At 69.1% G+C, this 21503-nt stretch carries 18 protein-coding genes; 7 read left to right on the top strand and 11 right to left on the bottom strand.

Features of this window, described 5'->3' with window-relative positions:
• Positions 1 to 33: 33 nt before the first annotated feature.
• Positions 34 to 1200 (bottom strand): hypothetical protein, encoded by a 1167-nt coding sequence (locus tag AABA78_RS36175; protein WP_338270088.1) that lies wholly within the window; start codon positions 1198 to 1200, stop codon positions 34 to 36.
• 62 nt (positions 1201 to 1262) lie between these two features.
• Positions 1263 to 1832, bottom strand: coding sequence for a polysaccharide biosynthesis/export family protein (locus AABA78_RS36170; protein ID WP_171421651.1), 570 nt, complete (start codon positions 1830 to 1832; stop codon positions 1263 to 1265).
• A gap of 407 nt (positions 1833 to 2239) precedes the next feature.
• Here AABA78_RS36170 and AABA78_RS36165 point away from each other — a divergent pair, with 407 nt between their 5' ends.
• Positions 2240 to 2431 (top strand): hypothetical protein, encoded by a 192-nt coding sequence (locus AABA78_RS36165; RefSeq protein ID WP_338270039.1) that lies wholly within the window; start codon positions 2240 to 2242, stop codon positions 2429 to 2431.
• Positions 2432 to 2566: 135 nt separating this feature from the next.
• On the opposite strand, the gene AABA78_RS36160 is transcribed toward AABA78_RS36165, so the two are convergent.
• Complete coding sequence (locus AABA78_RS36160) at positions 2567 to 4123, bottom strand: phospholipase D-like domain-containing protein (RefSeq protein ID WP_338270038.1); 1557 nt, start codon at positions 4121 to 4123, stop codon at positions 2567 to 2569.
• Between the two features lie 394 nt (positions 4124 to 4517).
• Here AABA78_RS36160 and AABA78_RS36155 point away from each other — a divergent pair, with 394 nt between their 5' ends.
• On the top strand, positions 4518 to 6551 hold the full coding sequence (locus tag AABA78_RS36155; protein ID WP_338270037.1) for an amylo-alpha-1,6-glucosidase: 2034 nt from the start codon (positions 4518 to 4520) through the stop codon (positions 6549 to 6551).
• A 191-nt stretch (positions 6552 to 6742) separates the two neighbouring features.
• On the opposite strand, the gene AABA78_RS36150 is transcribed toward AABA78_RS36155, so the two are convergent.
• The 3 genes from AABA78_RS36150 to AABA78_RS36140 form a co-directional block, all read right to left on the bottom strand.
• Positions 6743 to 8524, bottom strand: coding sequence for a hypothetical protein (locus tag AABA78_RS36150; RefSeq protein WP_338270036.1), 1782 nt, complete (start codon positions 8522 to 8524; stop codon positions 6743 to 6745).
• A complete protein-coding gene (locus AABA78_RS36145) occupies positions 8485 to 9717 on the bottom strand; it encodes a hypothetical protein (RefSeq protein WP_338270035.1) in 1233 nt (410 codons plus the stop codon). Before AABA78_RS36145 ends, AABA78_RS36150 begins: the two co-directional genes overlap by 40 nt.
• A 449-nt stretch (positions 9718 to 10166) precedes the next feature.
• Positions 10167 to 10871, bottom strand: a complete 705-nt coding sequence (locus AABA78_RS36140) for a thrombospondin type 3 repeat-containing protein (RefSeq protein ID WP_338270034.1) — start codon at positions 10869 to 10871, stop codon at positions 10167 to 10169.
• Between the two features lie 288 nt (positions 10872 to 11159).
• Here AABA78_RS36140 and AABA78_RS36135 point away from each other — a divergent pair, with 288 nt between their 5' ends.
• Genes AABA78_RS36135 through pheA form a run of 4 tightly spaced genes read left to right on the top strand, consistent with a single transcriptional unit; the run spans position 11160 to position 14235 of the window.
• Positions 11160 to 11630 carry an EVE domain-containing protein gene (locus tag AABA78_RS36135; protein ID WP_338270033.1) on the top strand — a complete coding sequence of 157 codons (471 nt, stop codon included), beginning with the start codon at positions 11160 to 11162 and terminating at the stop codon, positions 11628 to 11630.
• A complete protein-coding gene (locus tag AABA78_RS36130) occupies positions 11627 to 12217 on the top strand; it encodes a DUF4291 domain-containing protein (RefSeq protein ID WP_338270032.1) in 591 nt (196 codons plus the stop codon). The genes AABA78_RS36135 and AABA78_RS36130 overlap by 4 nt, the downstream gene beginning before the upstream one ends.
• A gap of 52 nt (positions 12218 to 12269) precedes the next feature.
• Positions 12270 to 13409 (top strand): bifunctional chorismate mutase/prephenate dehydratase, encoded by a 1140-nt coding sequence (locus AABA78_RS36125; protein WP_338270031.1) that lies wholly within the window; start codon positions 12270 to 12272, stop codon positions 13407 to 13409.
• Positions 13402 to 14235 (top strand): prephenate dehydratase, encoded by an 834-nt coding sequence (gene pheA, locus AABA78_RS36120; RefSeq protein ID WP_338270030.1) that lies wholly within the window; start codon positions 13402 to 13404, stop codon positions 14233 to 14235. Before AABA78_RS36125 ends, pheA begins: the two co-directional genes overlap by 8 nt.
• Here the strand turns inward: pheA and AABA78_RS36115 are convergent.
• Together AABA78_RS36115 and AABA78_RS36110 are read right to left on the bottom strand one after the other, a co-directional pair.
• Positions 14225 to 15364, bottom strand: coding sequence for a 3-deoxy-7-phosphoheptulonate synthase (locus AABA78_RS36115; RefSeq protein WP_338270029.1), 1140 nt, complete (start codon positions 15362 to 15364; stop codon positions 14225 to 14227). The genes pheA and AABA78_RS36115 overlap by 11 nt on opposite strands.
• 94 nt (positions 15365 to 15458) lie before the next feature.
• Positions 15459 to 16025 carry a tetratricopeptide repeat protein gene (locus tag AABA78_RS36110; RefSeq protein ID WP_338270028.1) on the bottom strand — a complete coding sequence of 189 codons (567 nt, stop codon included), beginning with the start codon at positions 16023 to 16025 and terminating at the stop codon, positions 15459 to 15461.
• A gap of 261 nt (positions 16026 to 16286) precedes the next feature.
• Here AABA78_RS36110 and AABA78_RS36105 point away from each other — a divergent pair, with 261 nt between their 5' ends.
• Positions 16287 to 17912, top strand: a complete 1626-nt coding sequence (locus tag AABA78_RS36105; RefSeq protein WP_338270027.1) for a Na+/H+ antiporter — start codon at positions 16287 to 16289, stop codon at positions 17910 to 17912.
• Here the strand turns inward: AABA78_RS36105 and AABA78_RS36100 are convergent.
• The 3 genes from AABA78_RS36100 to AABA78_RS36090 all read right to left on the bottom strand — a co-directional run bounded on the left by AABA78_RS36100 (position 17895) and on the right by AABA78_RS36090 (position 21487).
• Positions 17895 to 18713: an SDR family oxidoreductase gene (locus AABA78_RS36100; RefSeq protein ID WP_338270026.1), complete on the bottom strand. Its 819-nt coding sequence runs from the start codon at positions 18711 to 18713 to the stop codon at positions 17895 to 17897. The genes AABA78_RS36105 and AABA78_RS36100 overlap by 18 nt on opposite strands.
• A gap of 112 nt (positions 18714 to 18825) precedes the next feature.
• On the bottom strand, positions 18826 to 20487 hold the full coding sequence (locus AABA78_RS36095) for a sigma 54-interacting transcriptional regulator (RefSeq protein WP_338270025.1): 1662 nt from the start codon (positions 20485 to 20487) through the stop codon (positions 18826 to 18828).
• Positions 20488 to 20533: 46 nt separating this feature from the next.
• Positions 20534 to 21487 carry a diguanylate cyclase domain-containing protein gene (locus AABA78_RS36090; protein ID WP_171417194.1) on the bottom strand — a complete coding sequence of 318 codons (954 nt, stop codon included), beginning with the start codon at positions 21485 to 21487 and terminating at the stop codon, positions 20534 to 20536.
• Between the last annotated feature and the right edge of the window lie 16 nt (positions 21488 to 21503).

The raw sequence follows: 21503 nt of genomic DNA, 5'->3' as shown, positions 1-21503 counted from the left end.
TCCGCTCCTCCATGCCTCGAACTCGAAAGTTGCCTACCAAGCTGTCATGACCAGACGGAGGGCGAACACGTTGCGTGTCAGGTCCCCCGCCCCAGCGACATCCGCCGCACCCACCTGCGCGATGCGGTCGAACGCCCCCTGCAGCGCCAGCTTCCGGCTCAGCCGGTACTCGACGCCTCCACCCACCGCATAGCCCTGCGACACGTTCGTGGTGTTGCGCCACTCCGTGTAGTTCTCACCGGGCGCCGTCCCGTTCCGGAAGAAGCTGGCCGCCCCGAAGGCCGACAGCTTCTGCGAGAACCGGTGCGCCCCCATCACCGACGCGTAGTCCGCCCACACCGCGCCGGAAAACCCGCTGGCCCCCACCAGGTCGTGGCCCATGGCGAAGCCGAAGTCACTGCGCTCGCCCTCGCGAACCACTTCCAGCGCCACGCGGGGCAGCCACCCGCCGCGCGACACGTCCGACGGCTGGTAGTGCACCGGCCCGCCCCGGAGGGTGAGCGTGGTGGGCCGCGTCAGCCGGTAGCGCAGGGCCGCGGCGGCGCCGTGCGCCTGGCTGTAGTCGCCGGCGTACAGGAAGCCCTGGTAGCGGTACTCGGCGCCCAGGGACAGCCGGCGCGTGGTGCGGTACCACAGCTCCACCGACGGGGTGTGCGCGTAGCCCGCCACCCGTCCCGGCTCGATGATGCGCGTCGCTTCGAACGCGTAGCCGGCGCGGACATCCATGCGCTCCGAGACGCGCCCCGTGAGCCCCACCTTCGTCGTCGCGTAGAAGGTGGGCGCCGTGGAGCGCGCCAGGCCGTCACGCGGCAGCGACGTGGGGTCGGTGACGCGGAAGACCTTGGCGCTGGCGTCCAGCCGCAGCCGGCGGGACAGCACGTCCCGGAAACCGACGCCCGCGCGGTGGTCCACCGTCGTCTTGCCGGAGCCGTGCCGCGCGAGGAGGTCCGTGGCGTAGAACGAGTCGAGCGTCACCTGCTCGTTCTTCACGTCCAGGCCCAGGCGCGGGGACAGCTTCGTCATGAACTGCCCGTTGGTGCCGCCAGACCCCAGACGGATGTCGTTGTCGAAGCGCTCCTCCGCCGTCAGGCGCAGCCGCGGCTCCAGGATGGTGGCCGCCTGCGCGGCCGGCGCGGCGATGAGACAGCCTGCAATCACTGCCCGCTTCCAGTTGCCCCTCACCGCCGCCCTCCCGTCCATACCCACGCCCACGTTCGCTGCTTCCGGATGTCTGTCTTTGGAGTCTTCGCGCCCGCCCCGCTTCACGGGACGACGACGGTGTCACCCGGCCGCAGGATGACGCTCTCGCCTTCGGGGGAGACCAGGTCGCTGTAGCGAACCGGGATCTGCCCGCCCTTGCCGTCCGTGCGGATGACGACGATGCCGTCGGAGTTGGCGAAGTCCGTGAAGCCGCCGGCCAGCGCGATGGCCTGCAGCAGCGACACGCGGCCGCGCAGCGGGTAGGCGCCCGGGTGGGCCACTTCACCCGTCACGAAGACGCGGCTGCTGTTGACCTCGCGGACGATGACCGTCACGCGCGGCTCCTGCACATACGCCTGGAGGCCCGACTTGAGCGCCTCCGCCAGCTCCGTGGGCGTCTTGCCCGCAGCCTGAATCTCACCCACCATCGGGATGGAGATGAAGCCGTCGGGACGCACCGGCACCGTGCGCGACAGCTCCTGATCGCGCCAGACGCTCACGTCGAGCACGTCCTCGCGGCCGATGCGGTAGGGCTGCTCCGCGTTGTCGACCTTCAGCGTCTGCTGGTGAGCACAACCCGACAGGAGGAGCATCCCCATCACCGTCCAGAACCCCGTGCGCCGCATTCCCATCTTCCGCTCTCCTTCGTTCGACTGATGTCCGCGCGGGCCACCGTTCACACGCCCTGAAGGGCCGGGTGGCTCGCTCCTGGCGGTGGCTCTTAGCAGCGCGTGTGCCAGCGGCTTGGGGGAGGGAAAACCCTTGGAATGCAGTGGGTTACGGGGTGCCACATCAGGCGCACATGGGCGCATCCGGGAAAAATTCCGGTCCTACCCCGGTGTTCTCCCCTGTGCTTTCTGCCGATCGCTTCCACGGGGTGGAAGAGGATTGCCCAACGTGCGCCCCACACCTTCCACTCCATTTCGCACCTCCCCCGAGGACCCCATGCCAAAGGCCTGGCACGCGCCTTGAAGAGGAGGTGTGCGTCGAACAGCGGTAGTGGTTCAGGGGTCCAATTCAGTCCAGAGGGGGACAGCGGATGGGCAAGGTGGCAGGGGCGGTGGGGGTGGTCTTCATGCTCGGAACCAGCATCGTGGGGCTGATGGGGGCCTCGATGGGCAACAGCATCGAAGCGGGCGTGCTGGGCATGGTCGGCCTGGCCCTGTACGGGGGCAGCGCGCTCTTCAATGGCAAGGCGGCGGAGCCCACGGGCGTCGCGAAGCAGGCCTAGTGCCGCGGCCGACAGGCTGAAACGCTGTAAGGATTCACGGGCCTTCGGGCCGGATCAGCGAAGTGGGAAGCCAGACCTCCCCCGCTCCCGGCCCGTGGGCCCTTGTCATGTCCGGGCCCTCCCCTCCCCTTTTCTTCAGGGTTGGTGCGGCCCGGCCTCCGGCGCGCGGGGGGCGGGAGCTTCCGGAAGCGCCTGCGGCTTCGCGGCGGGGAGCGGCGGCACCTCGGGCTCCGGCAGCGGCTGCTGTTCGGAGGCCCGGGCTTCTTCCTGGCGGCGCAGGCGCACGGCCCGGCTCCACAGGGCGATGCCTGCCCACGCGCCAAGGAGCGCCACCGGCACGGCCACGGCGTGGGGCCAGTAGAGGGCCACGCCCGCGAGCGCCAGGGGCACCACGCCCGCGCCGAAGACGACCTTGGATTCGGTGCGGCCCAGCTCGCGGTGGTTGGTGACGGCGGCGCCCACGGTGTTGCCCAGGCGCACCGCGCCCGCGGCCGCGCGGCTCATGCTGCCCCGCCGGCCGGGAGCGCCCCGCTGCGAGCGCGGCAGGGGGGGCGCGGCCTTCAAGCGCCGCGCCTTGCCGCTGAGCACCACCTCCGTCGCGTGCTCCAGGTCCTGGAGGTACATGGCCTCCATCTGCTGGGCGAAGGGCGCGTTCTCCACGGCGACGTCGATTTCAGAGTTTCCCAGCCAGCTCGCGGGGTTGAGGTTGGACGAACCGACGCGCGCCCAGGTGCCATCCGCCACGGCCGTCTTGGCGTGGAGCATGGTGCCATTCCATTCATAGACGCGGATGCCGGCCTCCAGCAGGGGGCGGTAGCCGGCCTGGGTGAGCGGGCGCAGCGCGGGGATGTCGCTGCTGCCGGGCACGAGCAGCCGCACGTCCACGCCATCGCGCGACGCGGCCCGGAGCGCCTGGACATAGGTGGCGGTGCCCACGAAGTACGCGTCGGTGAGCCACAGCCGCTGGCGCGCGAGCGACGCGATGAGCTGGTCCACGCGGAACAGGCCCGCGCTCCAGGGCACCCCGGCCACCACGCGCAGGGCCACGTCGCCCATGGGCGTGGAGGCGCGAGCGGACAGGCAGCCCTCCTCATCCAGGGGAGGCCCCACGGTGCTCCAGCCCTGGGCGAACGCACGCACGAGGTCCGCCACGGCGGGGCCGCGGATCTCCAGGCCGGTGTCGCGCCACGGGGCCACGCCCCTCTGCGCGTCGCCCACCCACTTGTGGCTCACGCACAGGCCGGAGACGAAGCCCACCTCGCCGTCCACGGTGAGCGTCTTTCGGTGGTTGCGGCCCAGCCACGCCAGGGGCCGGTCGAACTGGAAGGGATTGAAGCAGCGCACCTCCACGCCCGCGTCGCGCAGGGAGCGCCAGTAGTGGTGGGACGCGGGGCCCAGGCAGCCCAGCCAGTCATAGAGGACGCGGACCTGTACGCCGGCACGGGCGCGCTCGGCCAGCGCCTCCGCGAAGCCGCGGCCCACCTCGTCGTCCTCGATGATGTAGTTCTCGAAGAGGATGGAGCGCTGGGCCTGCTGGATGGCGCGCAGCCACGCGGGGTAGTTCTCGCGCGCGTCGCGCAGGAGCTGCACGTCGTTGCCCGGCACGAGCGGTGCGCCGGCGGCGCGGGAGAAGATCTGTTCCGCCAGCCCGTGCTGGCGGCCGCTGATGCCCGCTGACTTCAGGATGGCCACGCCGCGTCTCCTCGGGAAATCGGGGCGCCACTCCCGAAGGCTCTGGGTGAAGTGCGGTGCTTGGAGGGCTGTCGCAATGGTTCCGGGTGCAGGAACTGCTGCGTGCTGGCGACACTGGGGAGCGCCTGGCTGTCCGGCTGTCCTCCCCACGGCCCGGAGCACGGTAGCGGGAGGGTGCGCTGTGTGGTGCGGGCTTCCATGAGCAACCTCTTCACGAGCGCCATGCGCATTGCCTTCAGGAGTGAGGTCCGACGGGTTCCTGCTTCCTACCCCTCCCGCGAGTCTCCGCCCAGGGGGCGTCTTCGGACCTCTTGCGTGACGGGGGCGAGCAGGCAGGAGGACGACCGTTGCCCGGACACACCGCGCTCATGTTGACGCACGAGGAGACGAAGGCGTGAATGCACCTGCCCCTGCCCTGCCCCGTCTGTCGTTCGACTTCCAGGACGGCGCCGACTTCAGCACTGGCGTGAAACACGAGTGGCTGCTGACCAACGGCCGAGGGGGCTACGCCTCCGGCACGGTGGTGGGCTGCAACACGCGCCGCTACCACGGCCTGTTCATCCCCACGCTGGAGAAGCTGGGCCGCACGGTGTTGATGGCGAGGCTGGAGGAGACGGCGCTGGTGGACGGGGAGCGCTACCGGCTCACCTCCGAGGAGCACACGGACGGCAGCGCGCAAGAGGATGGAGCGAAGCACCTGCGGCACTTCCACCTGGAGGGGCTGATTCCCGTCTGGGAGTACGTGGTGGGGGGCGCGCGGCTGCGTCGGCGTGTCGTGATGGTGCACGGCGAGGACACGGTGTTCCTCGAGTGGCAACACCTGTCCGGCCCGGAGGTGACGCTGCACCTGCGGCCGTTCCCGGTGCTGCGCCCGCACGACGGGCCGCTGTTGAAGGACGCGGGAGAGCCCATCGTCACGCTGCGCGGCCCGCTGGTGGAGCTGCGCAACGGCGAGGACGGCCCGCGGCAGCGGATGCGGCTGTATTCGGAGGGGCCCACGCCGTTCGTGAACCTGGCGGAGACGTCGAAGCCGCAGCACCTGCGGGTGGAGCAGGCGCGCGGGTATGACTTCACGGAGGTGCAGCACTCGCCGGGCTACTTCGCCGCGACGCTGAAGCCCGGGGGCACGCTCTATCTCGGGCTCACGACGGAGAAGCCGGTCCACCTGCTGGAGCGGAAGCCCGCGGAGGTCTTCGAGCGGGAGCTGCTGCGACAGCAACGGCTGCTGGAGCAGGCCCCGGAGCATGGGCGCACGGGAGTGCCGGCGCGGCTGGTGCTGGCGGCGGACCAGTTCATCATCGATCCGCCAAGGCCCGCGGACGCCGCATGGGCGCGGTCGATGGGGCTGGAGGCGAGGAGCGTCATCGCGGGCTACCCGTGGTTCACGGACTGGGGCCGGGACACGATGATCAGCCTGGACGGGCTGACGCTGGCCACGGGGCGCTACCGCGAGGCGGCGGCCATCCTGCGCACGTTCGAGCACTACGTGCGGGACGGGTTGATCCCGAACTACTTCCCGGACGGAGAGAACGAGGGCGTCTACCACACGGCGGACGCGACGCTCTGGTTCTTCCACGCGGTGGACCGCTACCTGGAAGAGACGGGGGACGAGTCCCTGCTGCGCGACCTGTTCCCGACGTTGCAGGACATCGTGGCGCACCACCAGAAGGGCACGCGCTTCCACATCGGCGTGGACCCGGCGGACGGGCTCCTGCGGCAGGGCCAGGAGGGCTACCAGCTCACCTGGATGGACGCGAAGGTGGACGGCTGGGTGGTGACACCGCGCCGGGGCAAGGCGGTGGAGATCAACGCGCTCTGGTTCAATGCCTTGCGCCTGATGGCGGGTTGGGCGGAGCGGCTGGGACAGGACGCGGGACCGTACCGGGGCGCGGCGGAGCGGGCGCAGGTCAGCTTCAACCAGCGCTTCTGGAATGAAGCGGGCGGCTGTCTTTACGACGTGGTGGACGGAGAGGACGGCCGTGAGGACGCGAACGTGCGGCCGAACCAGGTCTTCGCCATCTCATTGAAGCACCCGGTGTTGAAGCGCGAGCGGTGGGCGCAGGTGCTGGAGGTGGTGCGCCGGGAGCTGGTGACGCCAGTGGGGCTGCGCAGCCTGGCGCCGGGGAGCAAGGACTACAAGCCGACGTACGACGGCGACCTCCGCACCCGCGACGCGGCCTATCACCAGGGCACGGTGTGGGGCTGGCTCATCGGGCATTACGTTGATGCGACGTTGAAGGTGGCTCCGGACCTGAAGGCCGCGCGGGCCCTGCTGTCTGGAATGGAGACCCACCTGTCACACGCGGGGATTGGGCAGATATCGGAGATCTTCGACGCCACGGAGCCCTACCGTCCGCGAGGCTGCTTCGCCCAGGCCTGGAGCGTGGCGGAGGCGCTGCGGGTGTTCAGCAAGACAAACGTGGGGTGATCAGCGCCGCAGACCTGGGCACGCACAGACCCTGTACGACCATCTGCCGCAGCAAGAGAGGCTGTCTCTGGAGAGGTAACTCAGAAGGTCCTGGGAGAAGGAGTGCCAGCCTTTCGCGCTGCAAGGCTGGCACGAGTATTCACGTCGGTAACGAAATCAACCCTGGTGGACTCGGATGTACCGAGACGATCTCAAAGTTGAGGCGTGGCGTTCACCGTCAACAGCGCGGTGTCATTTCCGCCATTGGCATCGTGGTCGAGAAGGTCCGAAAGGGCGAACGCTTCGAACTTCAACGTACCGGCCGTGGAGGTAGCGCCCACGACTGTCACAGTGGCCGAGTTCCCGACACCGATACTCCCCAGTGTGCATCGGATGTTCTCCAAACCATCGCGGGAGCAGCTTCCCTGGGATGCGGTCAGGGACGTAAAGCTCACCGTAGGAGGCAACTGGGTCGTCGCGATGACCGCCGCCACAGAGGCCGACCCAACGTTGTTGACGGTGAGCGTCAACGTGAGGGGCTGTCCAGCGACCACCGGCGACGGCGAAGCCGTCAGAGCAACTTCCGTGTCGTAAGGAAGGGGCTGAGGCTGGCAGTCGTCTCCGAAGCCGTCGCCGTTGGCGTCCGCCTGGGAGGAATTGGGCGTGTTTGGGCAGTTGTCTTCACCATCGGCAATCCCGTCGCCATCCGTATCGAACAGATTGAGCGATGCGATATCCAGAGGGCTTTCATCCTCTGGGTGCCAAGGGGTACCGGCGTTGGTCAGGACCTGACGAGTGGCATCGAACTCGAACCGCATCAAATCCCAGTCGTTGTAGCCTACCAGAGAGGACTTTGGCTGGGATGTGCCAGCGGCCTGTGCGGGACAGGCATCCCCCAGCCTGCTGATGAAGTTGAGGTTCTGCTCAACGGTCCCCGTGGAGATCCCGCCCTGGCCATCCCAGTTGATGGCGCCTACGGCAGGGACTACCTTGACATCGCCCGTGTCTGTTCCGTGCACCACCATCCGAGGCTCGCCAGTGTATTCAATGCCAATGGCTTCGTTCAAGTGGGCCTCGTCCAGGAAGTGGTACTCACCGGTAAGGATGGGTAGCGCCACATCAGAGAAGCCCAGAGGGCGCCTCGTGTCCCCCCAGGCATGCCGGAACTGGAGGGTATAGGACATGACGCTCAGATAGTTGGGCTTGCAGTTCTGGAGGTCGTCTCCACCGTGGAGCAGGCCGAGCATGTGCCCCAACTCGTGGGTGAGTGTTCCCATCTCGAACTCACGAATGCCGCAATACCTCCGCTGCTCGGTGCCATTGAAGCAGGAGAGAGTCGGATCGCCCACGAGGCTCTTGAGTGCGTTGCGGTCATGGGTCGCAATGAAACCATCGTTTCCGAGGAACTCCGCGATGCCGCTTGCACGAGGCTCGTCGCTGATCGCCTCTCCGAAGATGAAGTAGCGGAAGGCAAGATGCCGAGCCCCCAGAATGTTCTGGCAGTTCGGGCTCGCGCGCTCCGCAGGCTTCCCGAAATGCCCTGTCCCACACAGGGAGGGCGCGGCGCCGAACTTCATGTCTTCGAAATAGGGCGCCGGGAGCGGAATGCCATCCTTATCCTCCCGCCCGAATGAAATACTGCTTGCGTGGCTGATGCTGTCTCCGTCATCGACGAGAACATGAAGAGCGACTCGCCTTTTTCCGAAAACCTTCGCGACCGCCTCCAGGCCGACCGTATCGGGGCGGTAGGATTCATTCGTTATCGGCTTGACCATGTAGTCCGCCTCCACGAAAACATCTTTCCTGACTGGATTCGCGCCGAGTGCGGCAAGATCAAGGTCAATCTGACCATCCTGGTTGAAGTCGATTCCACGTGACTCCCAGTGGTCCATCAACCCGTCGTCGTCGCTGTCGAGCCGCGTGAGGCGAAGTAGCAGGTCTCCGCTGCCAGTGGTCACCCGGAAGGCCAGGCGGTGGTCACCCCGATGCACCATGCGCGGAGTCCCCCCATGTTCTTCGCGCTCGCAATCGAATCCCAGTGGTCGAAGGCGGTAACGGTGCGGTCTCCCAGCGTGGTCCCAATCTGTACAGCAGGCACTGGGCGGGAAATGCGGGTCCGGAATCGGTTGTTTTCGTCGCGCTCCCGAAGGTCGACGCGCACGGTCCATAGCCCCATGTTCGCGTTGAACTCGCCATGGAAGCTGGCCTTGTCTGGCTTCGCGGGGAACATGACCACGAAACTGTCGTCGTCGATGCCCGGGTCGCCCATCTCGTTGTGGACGACAGCGATTCGGCCCGTTCCATAGGCGTTGAACGAAATCTTCTCTGGAGCCGAACCCGTCGGGTTGAGGCCCAGTTCCCCTTCGGTTCCGACGACCCGTGTAGTCCGGTAGGTTCCTCCCGGATCTCGGATACTCGCGAAAATGCCTGGCCCAGGAGTCGTCTGGAGATAGGTGACGCCCGCAGTGGTCGGGACGCCTTGGAAGACGATGATGCTTCCATCATCGCTGATGCCCGGTTGATCACCCACCTCCGAGAAGAACGTCGGGGATGTGAGGTCCACGACCGTTCCCAGGGTAGCGTTGCGGACACGAATGGTTGCCTGCGCCGCACTACCCTCTCTGCTCACGATGCGGCCATCATCGGCGATCATCGGTCGAGCCAACGTAGGCGTGGAGACGGTCGTATAGCTCGGGGACATCCCCGTCCCCAATATGTTCGTAGCGCTGTTGTTGGCCAGGCCTGCGAAGGCAATCACCTGCTGGTTGTTCATGCTGGCGCGGCTCTGGAGCGAATTGAAGTTGCTTCCAGACTCCCCGCTCCGCGCCATGAGCACGTTCGTATCGGGAGACGCAGTGTCCCAGCGCCGCTGGAAATAAGCGCCCGATGATACGCGATCCTGCGCAAGGACCCAGCCATCATTGGTGAGCTGAACGTGATCGAAAAAGGTTCGCGAGGACGCAATCCAACCCGGAGTGACATTGACCGGTGCAGCGGGCACCAGACTGACGACAGGGGCATCTGGAGAGCCATCGGAGTAGAAGACCGCCTGTCCTCCGGACACGCTCGCCGTAAAGGCCACCCGCCCGTTGTCATTGATGGAGGGACCCGCGCTCACTCCAAGAATGCCATTTTCTCCATTGGCCGCGAGAACCTCGACCTCGTAATGCCTGCCGGAGTACCTCACTCCTACCGCAGGGGGGACCACCACTGCCTGCCCTTGGCTGGCGGTCGTCGCTCCTTCTGACGGATGATTGTCAGGATTCGATGAGGGCTCGAACGCATTGCATCCACTGATCCCGATCAAGGCGGCGAGGATGTAGCCACGGTTTGGACTGAAGACAGGTCGCGGACGGCGGAGAACACCGGGCGCTCCGGCGCGGCGGGAAATTGACTGCATTGATTTGATTCCCCCTCTTGCATTTCATATGCAAGCGATGCCCCGTGATGTGGGCCGCTGACGCCTTGCGGCCTACACTGCCAGCAGCAGAGGCAGAAGTCTGGCGGGCGTCTGATATTCCAATCGCAAGCTCCCTGTAAATACTTTCCACCCGGCAAAGCAAAACTAAAGCCATGGCGAACTTTTGAAGCGCGCCTGCTTGGTTGGCCTTGACGGTGAGAGGTGTTGGGTTGGGTTCAGGGAAGAATGGTGAGGCGAAGGGACGGGGTGTCATTCCCGCTATTGGCATCCCGATCGAGGACATCGGTGATGGCCAAGGCCTCGAGCTTCGGGCTTCCAGTCGACCGTGGGGTGCACACGACGTTGACGGCCGCGGATGCGCCCACGGACAAGTCGCCCAACTGACAGCGCAAGTTGCCCCACTCGTCGTGGGAGCATTTCCCTTGTGAGGCAGCAAGCGATCCGAAGGAGAACTCGACGCCAGTGGTCAGGGTGGCCACGACGGACCTTGCCGTGGCGGTTCCGACATTCCGCACGTTGAGCGTGATGGTCAAGGGTTGGCCCACCCGGGCGGGTGACTGGCTGACGCTCAGTGTCGTGGCGGTGTCGACGCCAATCGGTTTGGGTTCACAGACGTCCCCGAATCCATCCTTGTCCTTATCCGCCTGGTCTACGTTCACCGTGTTCGGGCAGTTGTCGTCCCCGTCCGGCACGCCGTCCCCGTCGGTATCCAGCTTGTTCAGCGCCTCGAGGTCATAGGGCGCTTCACGGTTCGGAACGACGATGGACGTCTTGAATGGAGACGTGGGCGCCGACTCTGGCGCATGGATCCTCGCCGCGGGTCCCAAAGTCCCGGCGTCGGCCATGATTCCCGAGGAGGTGCCAGGCGTGCAGGCCAGTCCCATGGCCATAACCACTGCGGTAAAGGGATGCGCGTGCATGTCTGAAGGATATAACGGCATGGGGCCTGAGGCTGCCTTTCCGTTCCTTGGAGGGAACGAGTGCCCGTTCATACGGGCTGCTTTCCATCACTCAGTCCCGGAGGTGAAAGCGATTTCCAGACAAGCGACGCTGCATCATCTCCAATGGCTGCTTCATCGCCTGGGTCCAGGGAGATGGAAACCGAGGGACTGTGGAGCGTGACGGATTTACGGACCACGAGGCCGCCAGGTGCGAGGCGTACTCAGGGCCGCTGTCCTCGCGACGGCGCTGAGCTAGGGTGCGCCACCATGGCGACTCCGCGGTACTGGTTGATCAAGAGCGAGCCCTCCGTCTACGCGTACGCGAAGCTGGAGGAGGACGGCAGGACGGAGTGGACGGGCGTGCGCAGCTTCGAGGCGCGCAACAACATCCGGGCCATGACGCCCGGGGACCTCTGCCTCTACTACCACTCCAACGAGGACAAGGCCGTCGTCGGCGTGGCGTGCGTCCTCTCCAAGCCGGGCCCCGACCCCACCGCTCCCGGCGAGGACTGGGCCTCCGTGGACGTGGGCCCCGTCGTCGCCTTCACCACGCCGGTGACGCTCGCCACCATCAAGGCCACGCCCGCGCTCAAGGACTTCCCGCTCATCACCCGCAGCCGCCTCAGCGTCACGCCCACCCCCGCCGAGCACTTCGAGCTCGTCCTCAAGATGGGCAAGACGAAGCTTCCCAAGACCCCAGCATCGAAGCCGAAAGCCAAGCCCAGAGCCCGCCCATGAGCGCAGCCCGCGAAGTCCGCGCCGACTTCGACCGAGCCACCATCGTGATGTATCAGGCCTACTCCGACGCCATCGCGGACGTGGCCGTGAAGCAGCAGAAGTTCGGCCCGCCGTTCTCCGTGGGCCGGATGACGTGGATCAAACCCAGCTTCCTGTGGCTCATGCACCGCTCCAACTTTGGCCGCAAGAGCGGCCAGGAGCGCACGCTCGCGGTCCGCATCAAGCGCTCCGGCTGGGAGGAGGCCCTGGCCAGCGCCGTCCTCACCGGCTACGAGCCGAAGCCCCACGGCTCGCCGGACGCGTGGCGCAAGGCCTTCGAGTCCGCGCCCGTCCACGTCCAGTGGGATCCGGAGCGCACGCTGCGCGGCGCGGGCCTGCCCCACGACAGCATCCAGGTGGGCCTGAGCCGCGCCGTCATCCAGCGCTTCGTGGATGACTGGACCGTGTCCATCACCGACCTCACGCCCCTGGTCCAGAAGCTGCGCAAGCACCTGGATGACGGCCGCGCGGACCAGGCCACGCGCCTCTTGCCAAAGGAGTCCGTCTACCCGGTGCCTCCGGAGCTCGCCCGGCGCCTGGGAATGTGACGGGCCCCCCAGAGAAGTCCGCTCCTCCGACGCGAGTTGTTATGTTCCGGCAATGGCGGACATCCCCAACCTGGAGACCCTGCGGGCGCAGATTGAACGCATCGACGAGGACATCCTCGATGCGCTCCAGCGGCGCATGGCCCTGGCCGACGACGTGGCGCGCGCCAAGCTGGTGACGGCCTGGCCCTTCCGGGACCCGCAGCGCGAGGACCTGCTGCTGCGCAAGCTGCGCGGCCGGGCAGCGGAGCGCGGCCTGGACCCGCACGAAGTCGAGCGCCTCTACCGCGTCATCCTGGACATGTCCGTGGCCAGGCAGCAGGCGCTGGTGACCCGGCTGGACACCACACCCCTGCGCGTGGGCTACCTTGGCGTCGAGGGCTCCTACAGCCACCTGGCCGCCCGCCAGCGCTACGGCCACCGTCCGGGCGGCGTGCTCCTCACCGGCTTCGACACCGCCCGGCGGGCCGTGGAGGCCCTGAAGCAGGGCGCGCAGGACCTGCTGCTCCTGCCCATCGAGAACACCACCGCAGGCAGCATGAACGAGGTCTACGACGTGCTCGCCGCGGGCGACGCCGTCATCACCGGCGAGGTGGTGAGCCAGGTGGACCACCGGCTGCTGGGAGTGAAGGGCGCGAAGCTGGAGGACCTGCGCGAGGTGCTGTCCCATCCGCAGGCGCTGGCGCAGTGCGAGGACTTCCTGCGCACGCACGTGCCCGGGGCCCGCGCCGTGCTGGGGCCGGACACCGCCGTCGCCGCGCAGATGGTCGCGGACCGCAACGACGTCACGGTGGCCGCCATAGCCAGCGAGTCCGCGGCCAGCCGCTTCGGACTCGTGGTGCTCGCCCGCGACCTGCAGCCCGGTTCGGACTTCACTCGCTTCGTGGAGGTGGGGCGCCAGCCCACGCCGCTCGCGCCGGACGTGCCGTGCAAGACGTCGCTGCTCGTCGTGCTGGAGCACCGCCCGGGCGCGCTGGGCCAGGTGCTGCAGCGGCTCACGCAGCGGGGAGTGAACCTCTCCAAGCTGGAGTCGCGCCCCATCCCGGGCGCGCCATGGCAGTACCGCTTCTACCTGGACGTGGAGGGCCACGCCGCGTCCGCCGCGGTGACGGCCGCGCTGGACGACCTGCGCCCGCTCACGTCGTCGCTGCGCGTGCTGGGGACCTACCCGCGAGCGGAGCCCGTCGATGGCTGAAGCCGCCCCCCGCCGCATCGCCTTCCAGGGCGAGCGCGGCGCGTACGGCGACGAGGCCACGGGCGCCTTCTTCGGCGCCTCCGTGGCGCGCATCCCCTGCCCCACCTTCCGCGACGTCTTCGAGGCCGTGGCCCGGGGCACGGTGGACGGCGGCGTCGTCCCCCTGGAGAGCGCGCTCGCGGGGCCCGTGGCGGAGGTGGTGGACCTGCTCCTGGAGTTCACCCCGCCCATCGCCGGCGAATTGCGCCTGCGCGTGCGCCACTGCCTGCTCGCGCCGCCGGGCCGCACGCTGGAGGGCCTCACGCGCGCGCTGTCGCATCCCCAGGCGCTGGCGCAGTGCGGAGGCTGGCTGAGGAAGCACCACCTCCAGCCCGTGCCTGAAGCCAACACCGCCGTGGCCGCGCGGCGCGTGGCACAGGAAGCCCTGGAGGGCACGGCCGCCATCGCCAGCCGGACCGCCGCGGAGCTCTACGGCCTCACCGTGCTGGCGGAGGACATCGCGGACTCGCCGGACAACGCCACCCGCTTCCTCGCGGTGGGCCCGGCCGTGCCGCCCCATCTCGGCTCGCGGTGGAAGACGTCCGTGGTGCTCACGCTCGACAACGGGCCCGGCGCGCTCGCGGGCGTGCTCACGGCCTTCGCCGCGCACGGGGTGAACGTCGCGCGGCTGGAGTCGAGGCCCGGTGGCGTGCGCGCCTGGGACTACCGCTGGTGCCTGGACGTGGACGGCGCGGCGGACTCCGCGCCGGTGAAGGCGGCCCTGAGCGAGGCCCGGAGCGCGTGCACGTCGCTCCGGGTGCTGGGCAGCTACGCGCTCAGCGACTGACGGCGGCGGCGGCCTTGGCGCCAGCCTGCGTCCCGTCGCCGTTCTTCACGGCCTCCGTGTACGCGGCGCGAACGATGTTCGTGTAGCGCTGGAGCGCGCCCAGTTGCTCCAGGCGCAGCGCCTGCGGCCCGTCGCACAGCGCCTTCTCCGGCGTCGGGTGGAAGTCCACCAGCACCATGGACGCGCCCGCGATGAGCCCCTGGCCAATCGCGTGGAAGATGTCCGGCAGCCCATCCGGCGGGGCCTCCGCGCGGCCAATGGCGTGCGAGGGATCCACGCACACCGGCATGCGGGTGAGGCGGCGCACCACCGGCACGTGCGCGAAGTCCACCATGTTGCGGTGCGGGTCGCCCAGGTGCGTCTTCACGCCGCGCAGGCAGAAGACGATCTTGGGGTTGCCCTCGCTCGCCACGTACTCGCACGCGTTGAGGGACTCCTCCAGCGTGATGCCCATGCCGCGCTTGAAGAGCACCGGGAAGGTGCGCTGCTGGCCAATCACCTTGAGCAATTCGAAGTTCTGCGCGTTGCGCGTGCCCACCTGGAGCATCACGCCCGTGGGGTTGCCCGCGTTCTTCAGCGCCTCGTTGATCTCGTCGATGTGGCGCGGGTGCGTCACCTCCATCGCGATGACCTTGATGCCGTGCTTGCCCGCGGACTCGAAGACGTAGGGGAGGCACTTCGCGCCCAGGCCCTGGAACTCATACGGGTTGGTGCGCGGCTTGTACGCCCCCATGCGCGTGGTGGTGATGCCGCAGCGGGCGAGCGCCGCCATCATCGCGTCCACGCTCTCCGGCGAGTCCACCGCGCACAGACCCGCGAAGAGGTTCACCGAGTTGTCGCCGAAGGTGACGCCGTTGTACTCGAAGCCCGCAGTGGTGCGCTGACCGCCGTGCCGGCCGATGATGCGGTACTTCTGGGAGACGCGGACCACCTGGCGCACGCCGGGCAGCTGCTGGAAGGGCTCCAGCGGCACCTGCGCGGTGGAGCCCAGCAGGTACAGCTCCGTGATGGTGGACTCGGCGCCCTGGACCACGTGGGCACGCGGGGTGACGCCCTCGTACTGCGAAGCAAGCTGGAGGACGGCGTTCACGACGGATTCGGGGGAATCCGGCTCGAGCATCACGATCATGCGAAGGGTTCTCCTGGTGGGGGGGCCGCTCGGCATTCAACACCGGCGTGCCGCCCTTTCCCTCCGCATTTGTAAAAATTTGATACGAGCGGCCTCAGGAGGAGGCGGGGCGCAGCCGGGTCGCCAGCTGGGTGTAGTGCTCCCGCTGGGTAGGGTCGCCCAGGTGCTCCCAGACGTCCGCCAGGGCCTTGGCCGCCTCCACGTAGGCGGGCGACAGCTCCAGCGCCAGTTCGAAGACCTGGCGGGCCAGACGGTAGCGGGCCTTGTCCGGCCGCCGGCCCTGGGTCAAGAGCGCGTTACCCAGCGCGTAGACCTCGATGGCGGCGGCTTCGCGGTATCCCGGGGTGGGGTTGAGTTGCACCGCCCGCTCCATGAGGAGGGCGGCGGCCTCCGGTTCGCCCAGCTCCAGCTGGCAGAGCGCGGCCTCGCGCAAGGGGTCCGCCGCGGTCGGATCCAGCTCGATGGCGCGCTGGAAGCCCTTCAGGGCCTCCTCGGTGCGCCCCAGCTGCTTGAGGGCGAAGGACTTCGCGGTGAGCGCGGGGAAGTGGCGCGGATCCACGGCGAGGACCTGATCAAACGCCTGGACCGCGGCCTCGTGATTGCCGGCCATGGAACGGTGGACGCCCTCGTTGAACGACGCCAACAGCAACGACCTGGACATCTTCGGTTCCCCCATCGGACTGGGTTCGCGGGCCGCGCGCTTCCACGCGGCCCGAAAGCGCAAGCCTGTCACTGGCGGACCCCGCCTCGCAAAGGTGCGCCCCGCCCCCGGCTGATGGCATCCATCGAGATCCGCTGATGACGCGGGCGGTCTCCCACGGGACGCCCGTTTCCGCCGTCCGGAATTCGCCACTGTCCGCGACCGCCCCTCCTGCGCTAGGTCGCGGGGGAAGTCCCAGGTGGACTGCTCCACGAGGCCCTCATGCTGGTGTTCGAGATCGTCATCGGGCTGCTGCTGGGAGGCGCGGGGCTGGCGGCGCTGTCCCGGCGGCTCGGCACGCCCTACCCCGCGCTGGTGGCGCTGGCGGGGGCGGTGCTGGCGCTCGTGCCGGGGAGCCCGGAGCTGGTGTTGGATCCGGAGCTGGCGCTCACCCTGTTCGTCGCGCCGGTGCTGCTGGACGCGGCGTTCGATGCCTCCCCCCGCGACCTGCGCGCGAACTGGCGGCCGGTGGCGGGGCTGGCCCTGGGCGCGGTGGTGCTCACGGTCATCGCGGTCGCGGTGGCGGTGCGGTGGAGGGTGCCGGCCATGCCCTGGGCGGCGGCCATCGCGCTGGGCGCCATCGTCGCGCCTCCGGACGCGGCGGCGGCCACGGCGGTGCTGAAGCAGTTGAAGCCGCCACACCGGCTGCTCGTCATCCTGGAGGGCGAAAGCCTGTTCAACGACGCGAGCGCCCTGCTCATCTACCGGCTCGCGCTGGGGGCCGTGGCCGCGGGCGGCGTGCTGGGCTGGAGCGCGGTGCCCACGCTGCTCATCGTCACGGTGGGCAGCCTGCTGCTGGGCGTCGTGTTGTCGTGGGTGAGCCTGCGCATCAACTTCCTCGTGGAGGACGTGTCCACGGCGGTCATCACGCAGTTCGGCAGCACGTTCGCGGTGTGGATGATCGCCGAGCGGCTGCACCTGTCCGGCATCCTCACGACGGTCGTCTACGCGATGACCATCTCCCGGACGGCCTCCACGCTGACGCCCGCGCGGATCCGCATCCCGTCCTACGCGGTGTGGGAGGTGGCGACGTTCGTGCTGAACGTGCTGGCCTTCGTGCTCGTGGGCTTCCAGCTGAAGACCATCGTCGCGCGCTTCGACCGGGAGACGTGGCTGGAGTACGGGGCGATCGCGGGCGTCGTGACGGGCGCGGCCATCCTCGCGCGCTTCGCCTGGGTGATGGGCGCGGGGGCGTTCACCCGCTGGAGGCAGCGCAAGTCGAAGTCCACCGCCGTCACGCTCTCGCCCGGCGCGGCGGTGCTGGTGGGCTGGTGCGGCATGCGGGGCATCGTGACGCTCGCCGCCGCGCTGGCGCTGCCCACGGGGCACGACGGGGTCGCGGCCTTCCCCTACCGGGACCTCATCCTCTTCACGTCCTTCTCCGTGGTGCTGGGGACACTCGTGGTGCAGGGCATGACGCTGCGGCCCCTGATGACGCGGCTGAAGCTGGACGACGACGGCGAGGTGGACCACGAGGTGCGGCTCGCGCGGGTGGAGACGCTGCGCGCGGGCCTGGAAGCCACGCAGGACGCACCGGGCACGACGGAGCTGGCGACCCTGGTCCGGCGGCGGTACGAGTTGCAGCTGCGGCGCGCGCGGCAGACGCTCGAGGATCATTCGCACGCGGGCCCGGGGACGCAGGCGGGCCCCAGCTCCCCGTGGGGTCCGCCCACCGCGGACGCGGACATGGTGCGCGCCGCGATGGCGGCGGGGCGCAAGCGCCTGGCGGACCTCCGGGCGGACGGCACCATCGGGGACGCGGCGTTCCAGCAGGTGGAGCAGGAGCTGGACTGGTCGGAGCTCGACCTGCAGCAGATCCTCCGGTCGGAATCACCCGGGCAGGGCTGAGCCGCGCGCCTCCTCCTCCATCGCCGCGAGGAAGCCGGTGGTGAAGTCCGGATGGCGCGGCGTCCAGCCCAGGGCCTCCAGCTTCGCGGCGCTGATGGCACGGTCGCCGCGCAGGGACTCGTGCAGCGACGCCAGGGGCACGCGCGGCGGCATGGGGAGGCCCAGGTGCTGGCAGAGCCAGGAGGCCGTCTCCTCCTGCGTCGCGGGCCGACGGTCGGCCACGCAGTACACCTCGCCCGGAGCGCCGCGTTCGAGCACCACGCGCACCGCCTCCACCAGGTCGTCCACGTGGATGCGCGACAGCCGCCCCCCACCCGACTCCGGGATGCGCAGCGTGCCCGCCTTCAGCCGTCCGGCCGTGCCGCGCCCGGGGCCGTAGATGCCCGCGATGCGCAGGACGCTCGCACCCAATGGCAGGAAGAGGGCCTCCGCCTCCAGCCGGGCGCGGGAGGTCGCGGAGGTCGTATCCACCGGCGTGGACTCATCCACGCGCCCGCGCGCGGAGCCATAGACGCCCGTGGAGGAAAGGTAGATGAGCCGCGACGGACGCGAGCGGGACAGCGCTTGCGCGAAGCGGACATCCAGCCCGGCGTCCGGTGGAACGGAGTTCACGACGTGCGCGCCCGCGGTTCGCGACAGCGCCTCATCGAGGGACACCACCCGGACGCCCGCGCCCTCCAGCACCGCGCGGCGGGACGCCTCCCGGGTCGTGGCCAGCACCTCGCGGCCCGCACGGGCCTCCGCCACCGCGAACCGCGTGAGCGTGTAGCCACAGCCGAGCAGCAGGAGCGGAGCCGTCATGCCCTCCGCGATACCGGGCAACGGCCGCTCCGCGCAAGGCCCGCCCAAGTGAACGGCCCTCCTCCCGTCATCCGGAAGAAGGGCCGTCGTCTCACGTCTTCAAGGCCGGCTTCTAGAACTCCGCGCTCGCGCGAGGGTCGATGATGCCGCACTCCTTGATCTTGTAGAGCAGCGCCTTGTAGCTGATGCGCAGCTTGCCGGCGGCGCGGCGCTTGTTCCACGCGGTGCGCTGGAGCATCGCGAGGATGGCCTCGCGCTCCGCGAGCATCGCCGCGCGCTTGCCAATGTCCTTGAGCGACAGCTCCCCGGCCGGAGGCGGCGGGGGCGGAGGCTGCGGCGCGTCGAACGGGTTCGCGTACCGCTGCGGCGCCACCGCGTTGAACGGCGAGGCCTCCGCCACCGGGGCCGGCGTCATCATCACACCGCGCGAGGGCATCTCCAGCACCTGCACGCCGGAGTTCGACACCGCCGCATGCGAGGACGGCGGGGCCGCGAAGACGCGGGCGGCCTCGTCCACGTGGCGCGACGGCGGCGGGATGAACTCGTCCCCGCCCCCGAACGACGTGGGCAGCGACGGGGCGCTCGCGGGGGTCCGGCCGCCGGCGTGGATTTCGTCCAGCACCAGGGTCGGGTCCTTCAGCACGCACAGCCGGCGAACCATGTTCTCCAGCTCGCGCACGTTGCCCGGCCACTCGTAGTCGGTGAACGCGTGGAGCACCTCGGAGGGCAGCTCGGACACGTTCGTCATGAAGCCCTTGCCATACTTCTTCAGGAAGTGGTCGGTGAGCGGCACCACGTCCTCCCGGCGCTCGCGCAGGGGCGGCAGGCGGATGGCCACGACGTTGAGGCGGTAGTAGAGGTCCTCGCGGAAGTTGCCGAGCGCGATCTCCTTCTCCAGGTCGCGGTTCGTCGCCACCACCACGCGGCTGTCCACGCGGACGCTCTTCTTGCCACCGACGCGGAAGAACTCCTCGTCCTGCAGCACCTGGAGCAGCTTCGCCTGGAGGCGGATGGCCATCTCGCCAATCTCATCCAGGAAGATGGTGCCCTGATCCGCCAGCTCGAACTTGCCCGGCTTCTCCGCCGTGGCGCCCGTGAAGGCGCCGCGCTCGTGGCCGAACAGCTCGCTCTCCAGCAACTCCCCCGGCAGCGCCGCGCAGTTCACCTTGATGAACGGCCGGCCATGGCGCTGGCTGCGCGCATGGATCTCACGGGCGATGACTTCCTTGCCCGTGCCGGACTCACCCAGCAGCAGCACCGGCACGTCCGTGTCCGCGATGCGCTCCACCAGCGCACGCGCGCGGCGCATGGCCGGCGACGTGGAGATGAGCACGCGGGCCTCCGCCGCGGCCTCCGCGGGCGTCAGCACCACGCGGGGCGCGGGCGCGGTCGCCTGGCGCTCCGGCACGCGGGTCCCCAGGGCGCGCGCGAGCACGTCCTGCAGCTCGTCGTTGCCAAAGGGCTTCGCCAGATAGTCGGACGCGCCCATCTTCAGCGCGCGCACCGCATCATCCGCGCCCGACAGCGCGCTCAGCACGATGACCGGGGCTGTGCCACCCGTGCTCCGGTAGCGGCGCAGCACCTCCAGGCCACTCATCTCCGGCATCACCACGTCCAGGAGCACCGCGTCGAACGAGCCACCAGAGAGCATCTCCAGCGCCTGCGAACCGCTCGAGGCACAGCGCACCTGGTACCCCGAGCTGCCCAACAGCTCGGACAGGAACGTGCGCACCGACTCCTCGTCATCGACCACCAGCACCGCGATCCGATCCATCCCCACGCCTCCGCTCGCCCTGTGCATCAAACCCTCGTGAACTGAATCAAACCGACATCAGACGGGCTGGACCGGCCGCCCGCCGAAGCTCGCGTGTACGCCTCAAGGTCTGCAGTGCCGCGCCCAGCAACTGGGTGGGAGCCCCCACCGTGTCCGGGAAGCTCACCGCCCCCAGCTCCAGCGCCGTGCGCACCACTCGACCCTCCATCTGGAAACGGGCGGCCTCGAACCGCGCCTCCACCCGCGCCAGCACCTCCGGCACCGCCTCCGCGGGCGTGCCCGGCAGCAGCATGGCGAACTGACTGTCGCCCACCCGCGCCACCGCGTCGGCCTCGCGCACCGTCTGTCCCAGCACCACCGCGCTGTAGACGAGCAGCCGCTCCGCCATGCTCTTGCCGTGCTCCTTGCGAAGCGCGCTCCACCCCGTCACCTCCGCCGCCACCACCGAGAACGTCCCGCCGTAGCGCTCCGTCCGCCGCGCCTCCAGCCCGATGAGGGCCAGCAGGAACGGCCGGTTGTAGAGCCCCGTCACCGGGTCATGCAGCGCCAGCGCCGTGCCGGCCTCTTCACCGGCCGCCGCGCGCTCCACCGACTGCTTCAGCCGCATCTGCGCGTGCAGCTTCATGGACAGCTCCGCGCCGTCCACCGTGCGCGGCACCACGTCCACGCACTGCCCCTTCTCCACGCAGAAGCGCCACGCGTCCCGGTCGTGCGAATCCACCAGGTACATCATCGGCACCGTGCCCTTGCCCACCTGACGCAGGCGCCGCGCCGTCTGCACCGCCGCGAAGTCCGGCGGCTGCGCGGCCAGCAGCACCGCGTCCGGGCGGATCACCTCGAAGAGGGGCACCGCCGCGTCGAAGCGCGTCAGGGGCACCACGCGGAAGCCCGCCTCCCCCAGCAGCGCCCGGGTGCGCTCCAGGTCCTCCGCACGCGGCTCCACCAGCAGCACCGTAGGAGGCTGGCCCGACTTTCCCGCTCGCTTGCCCTTCACGCCCACTGTCGTCCCCTCCTTT

The sequence above is a fragment of the Corallococcus caeni genome, assembly GCF_036245865.1.
GTDB classification, from domain to species: domain Bacteria; phylum Myxococcota; class Myxococcia; order Myxococcales; family Myxococcaceae; genus Corallococcus; species Corallococcus caeni.
The sequence above is the reverse complement of the archived record's forward strand: the minus strand, read 5'-3'. Positions and strand labels throughout refer to the sequence as shown.

Coding starts and splice junctions, on each gene's coding strand:
- AABA78_RS36115 (WP_338270029.1), bottom strand. CDS start 15,364: ATGATCGTGATGCTCGAGCCGGATTCCCCCGAATCCGTCGTGAACGCC.
- AABA78_RS36130 (WP_338270032.1), top strand. CDS start 11,627: ATGAGCGCAGCCCGCGAAGTCCGCGCCGACTTCGACCGAGCCACCATC.
- AABA78_RS36135 (WP_338270033.1), top strand. CDS start 11,160: ATGGCGACTCCGCGGTACTGGTTGATCAAGAGCGAGCCCTCCGTCTAC.
- AABA78_RS36175 (WP_338270088.1), bottom strand. CDS start 1,200: ATGGACGGGAGGGCGGCGGTGAGGGGCAACTGGAAGCGGGCAGTGATT.
- AABA78_RS36110 (WP_338270028.1), bottom strand. CDS start 16,025: ATGTCCAGGTCGTTGCTGTTGGCGTCGTTCAACGAGGGCGTCCACCGT.
- AABA78_RS36140 (WP_338270034.1), bottom strand. CDS start 10,871: ATGCACGCGCATCCCTTTACCGCAGTGGTTATGGCCATGGGACTGGCC.
- pheA (WP_338270030.1), top strand. CDS start 13,402: ATGGCTGAAGCCGCCCCCCGCCGCATCGCCTTCCAGGGCGAGCGCGGC.
- AABA78_RS36150 (WP_338270036.1), bottom strand. CDS start 8,524: ATGGTGCATCGGGGTGACCACCGCCTGGCCTTCCGGGTGACCACTGGC.
- AABA78_RS36105 (WP_338270027.1), top strand. CDS start 16,287: ATGCTGGTGTTCGAGATCGTCATCGGGCTGCTGCTGGGAGGCGCGGGG.
- AABA78_RS36165 (WP_338270039.1), top strand. CDS start 2,240: ATGGGCAAGGTGGCAGGGGCGGTGGGGGTGGTCTTCATGCTCGGAACC.
- AABA78_RS36100 (WP_338270026.1), bottom strand. CDS start 18,713: ATGACGGCTCCGCTCCTGCTGCTCGGCTGTGGCTACACGCTCACGCGG.
- AABA78_RS36170 (WP_171421651.1), bottom strand. CDS start 1,832: ATGGGAATGCGGCGCACGGGGTTCTGGACGGTGATGGGGATGCTCCTC.
- AABA78_RS36125 (WP_338270031.1), top strand. CDS start 12,270: ATGGCGGACATCCCCAACCTGGAGACCCTGCGGGCGCAGATTGAACGC.
- AABA78_RS36095 (WP_338270025.1), bottom strand. CDS start 20,487: ATGGATCGGATCGCGGTGCTGGTGGTCGATGACGAGGAGTCGGTGCGC.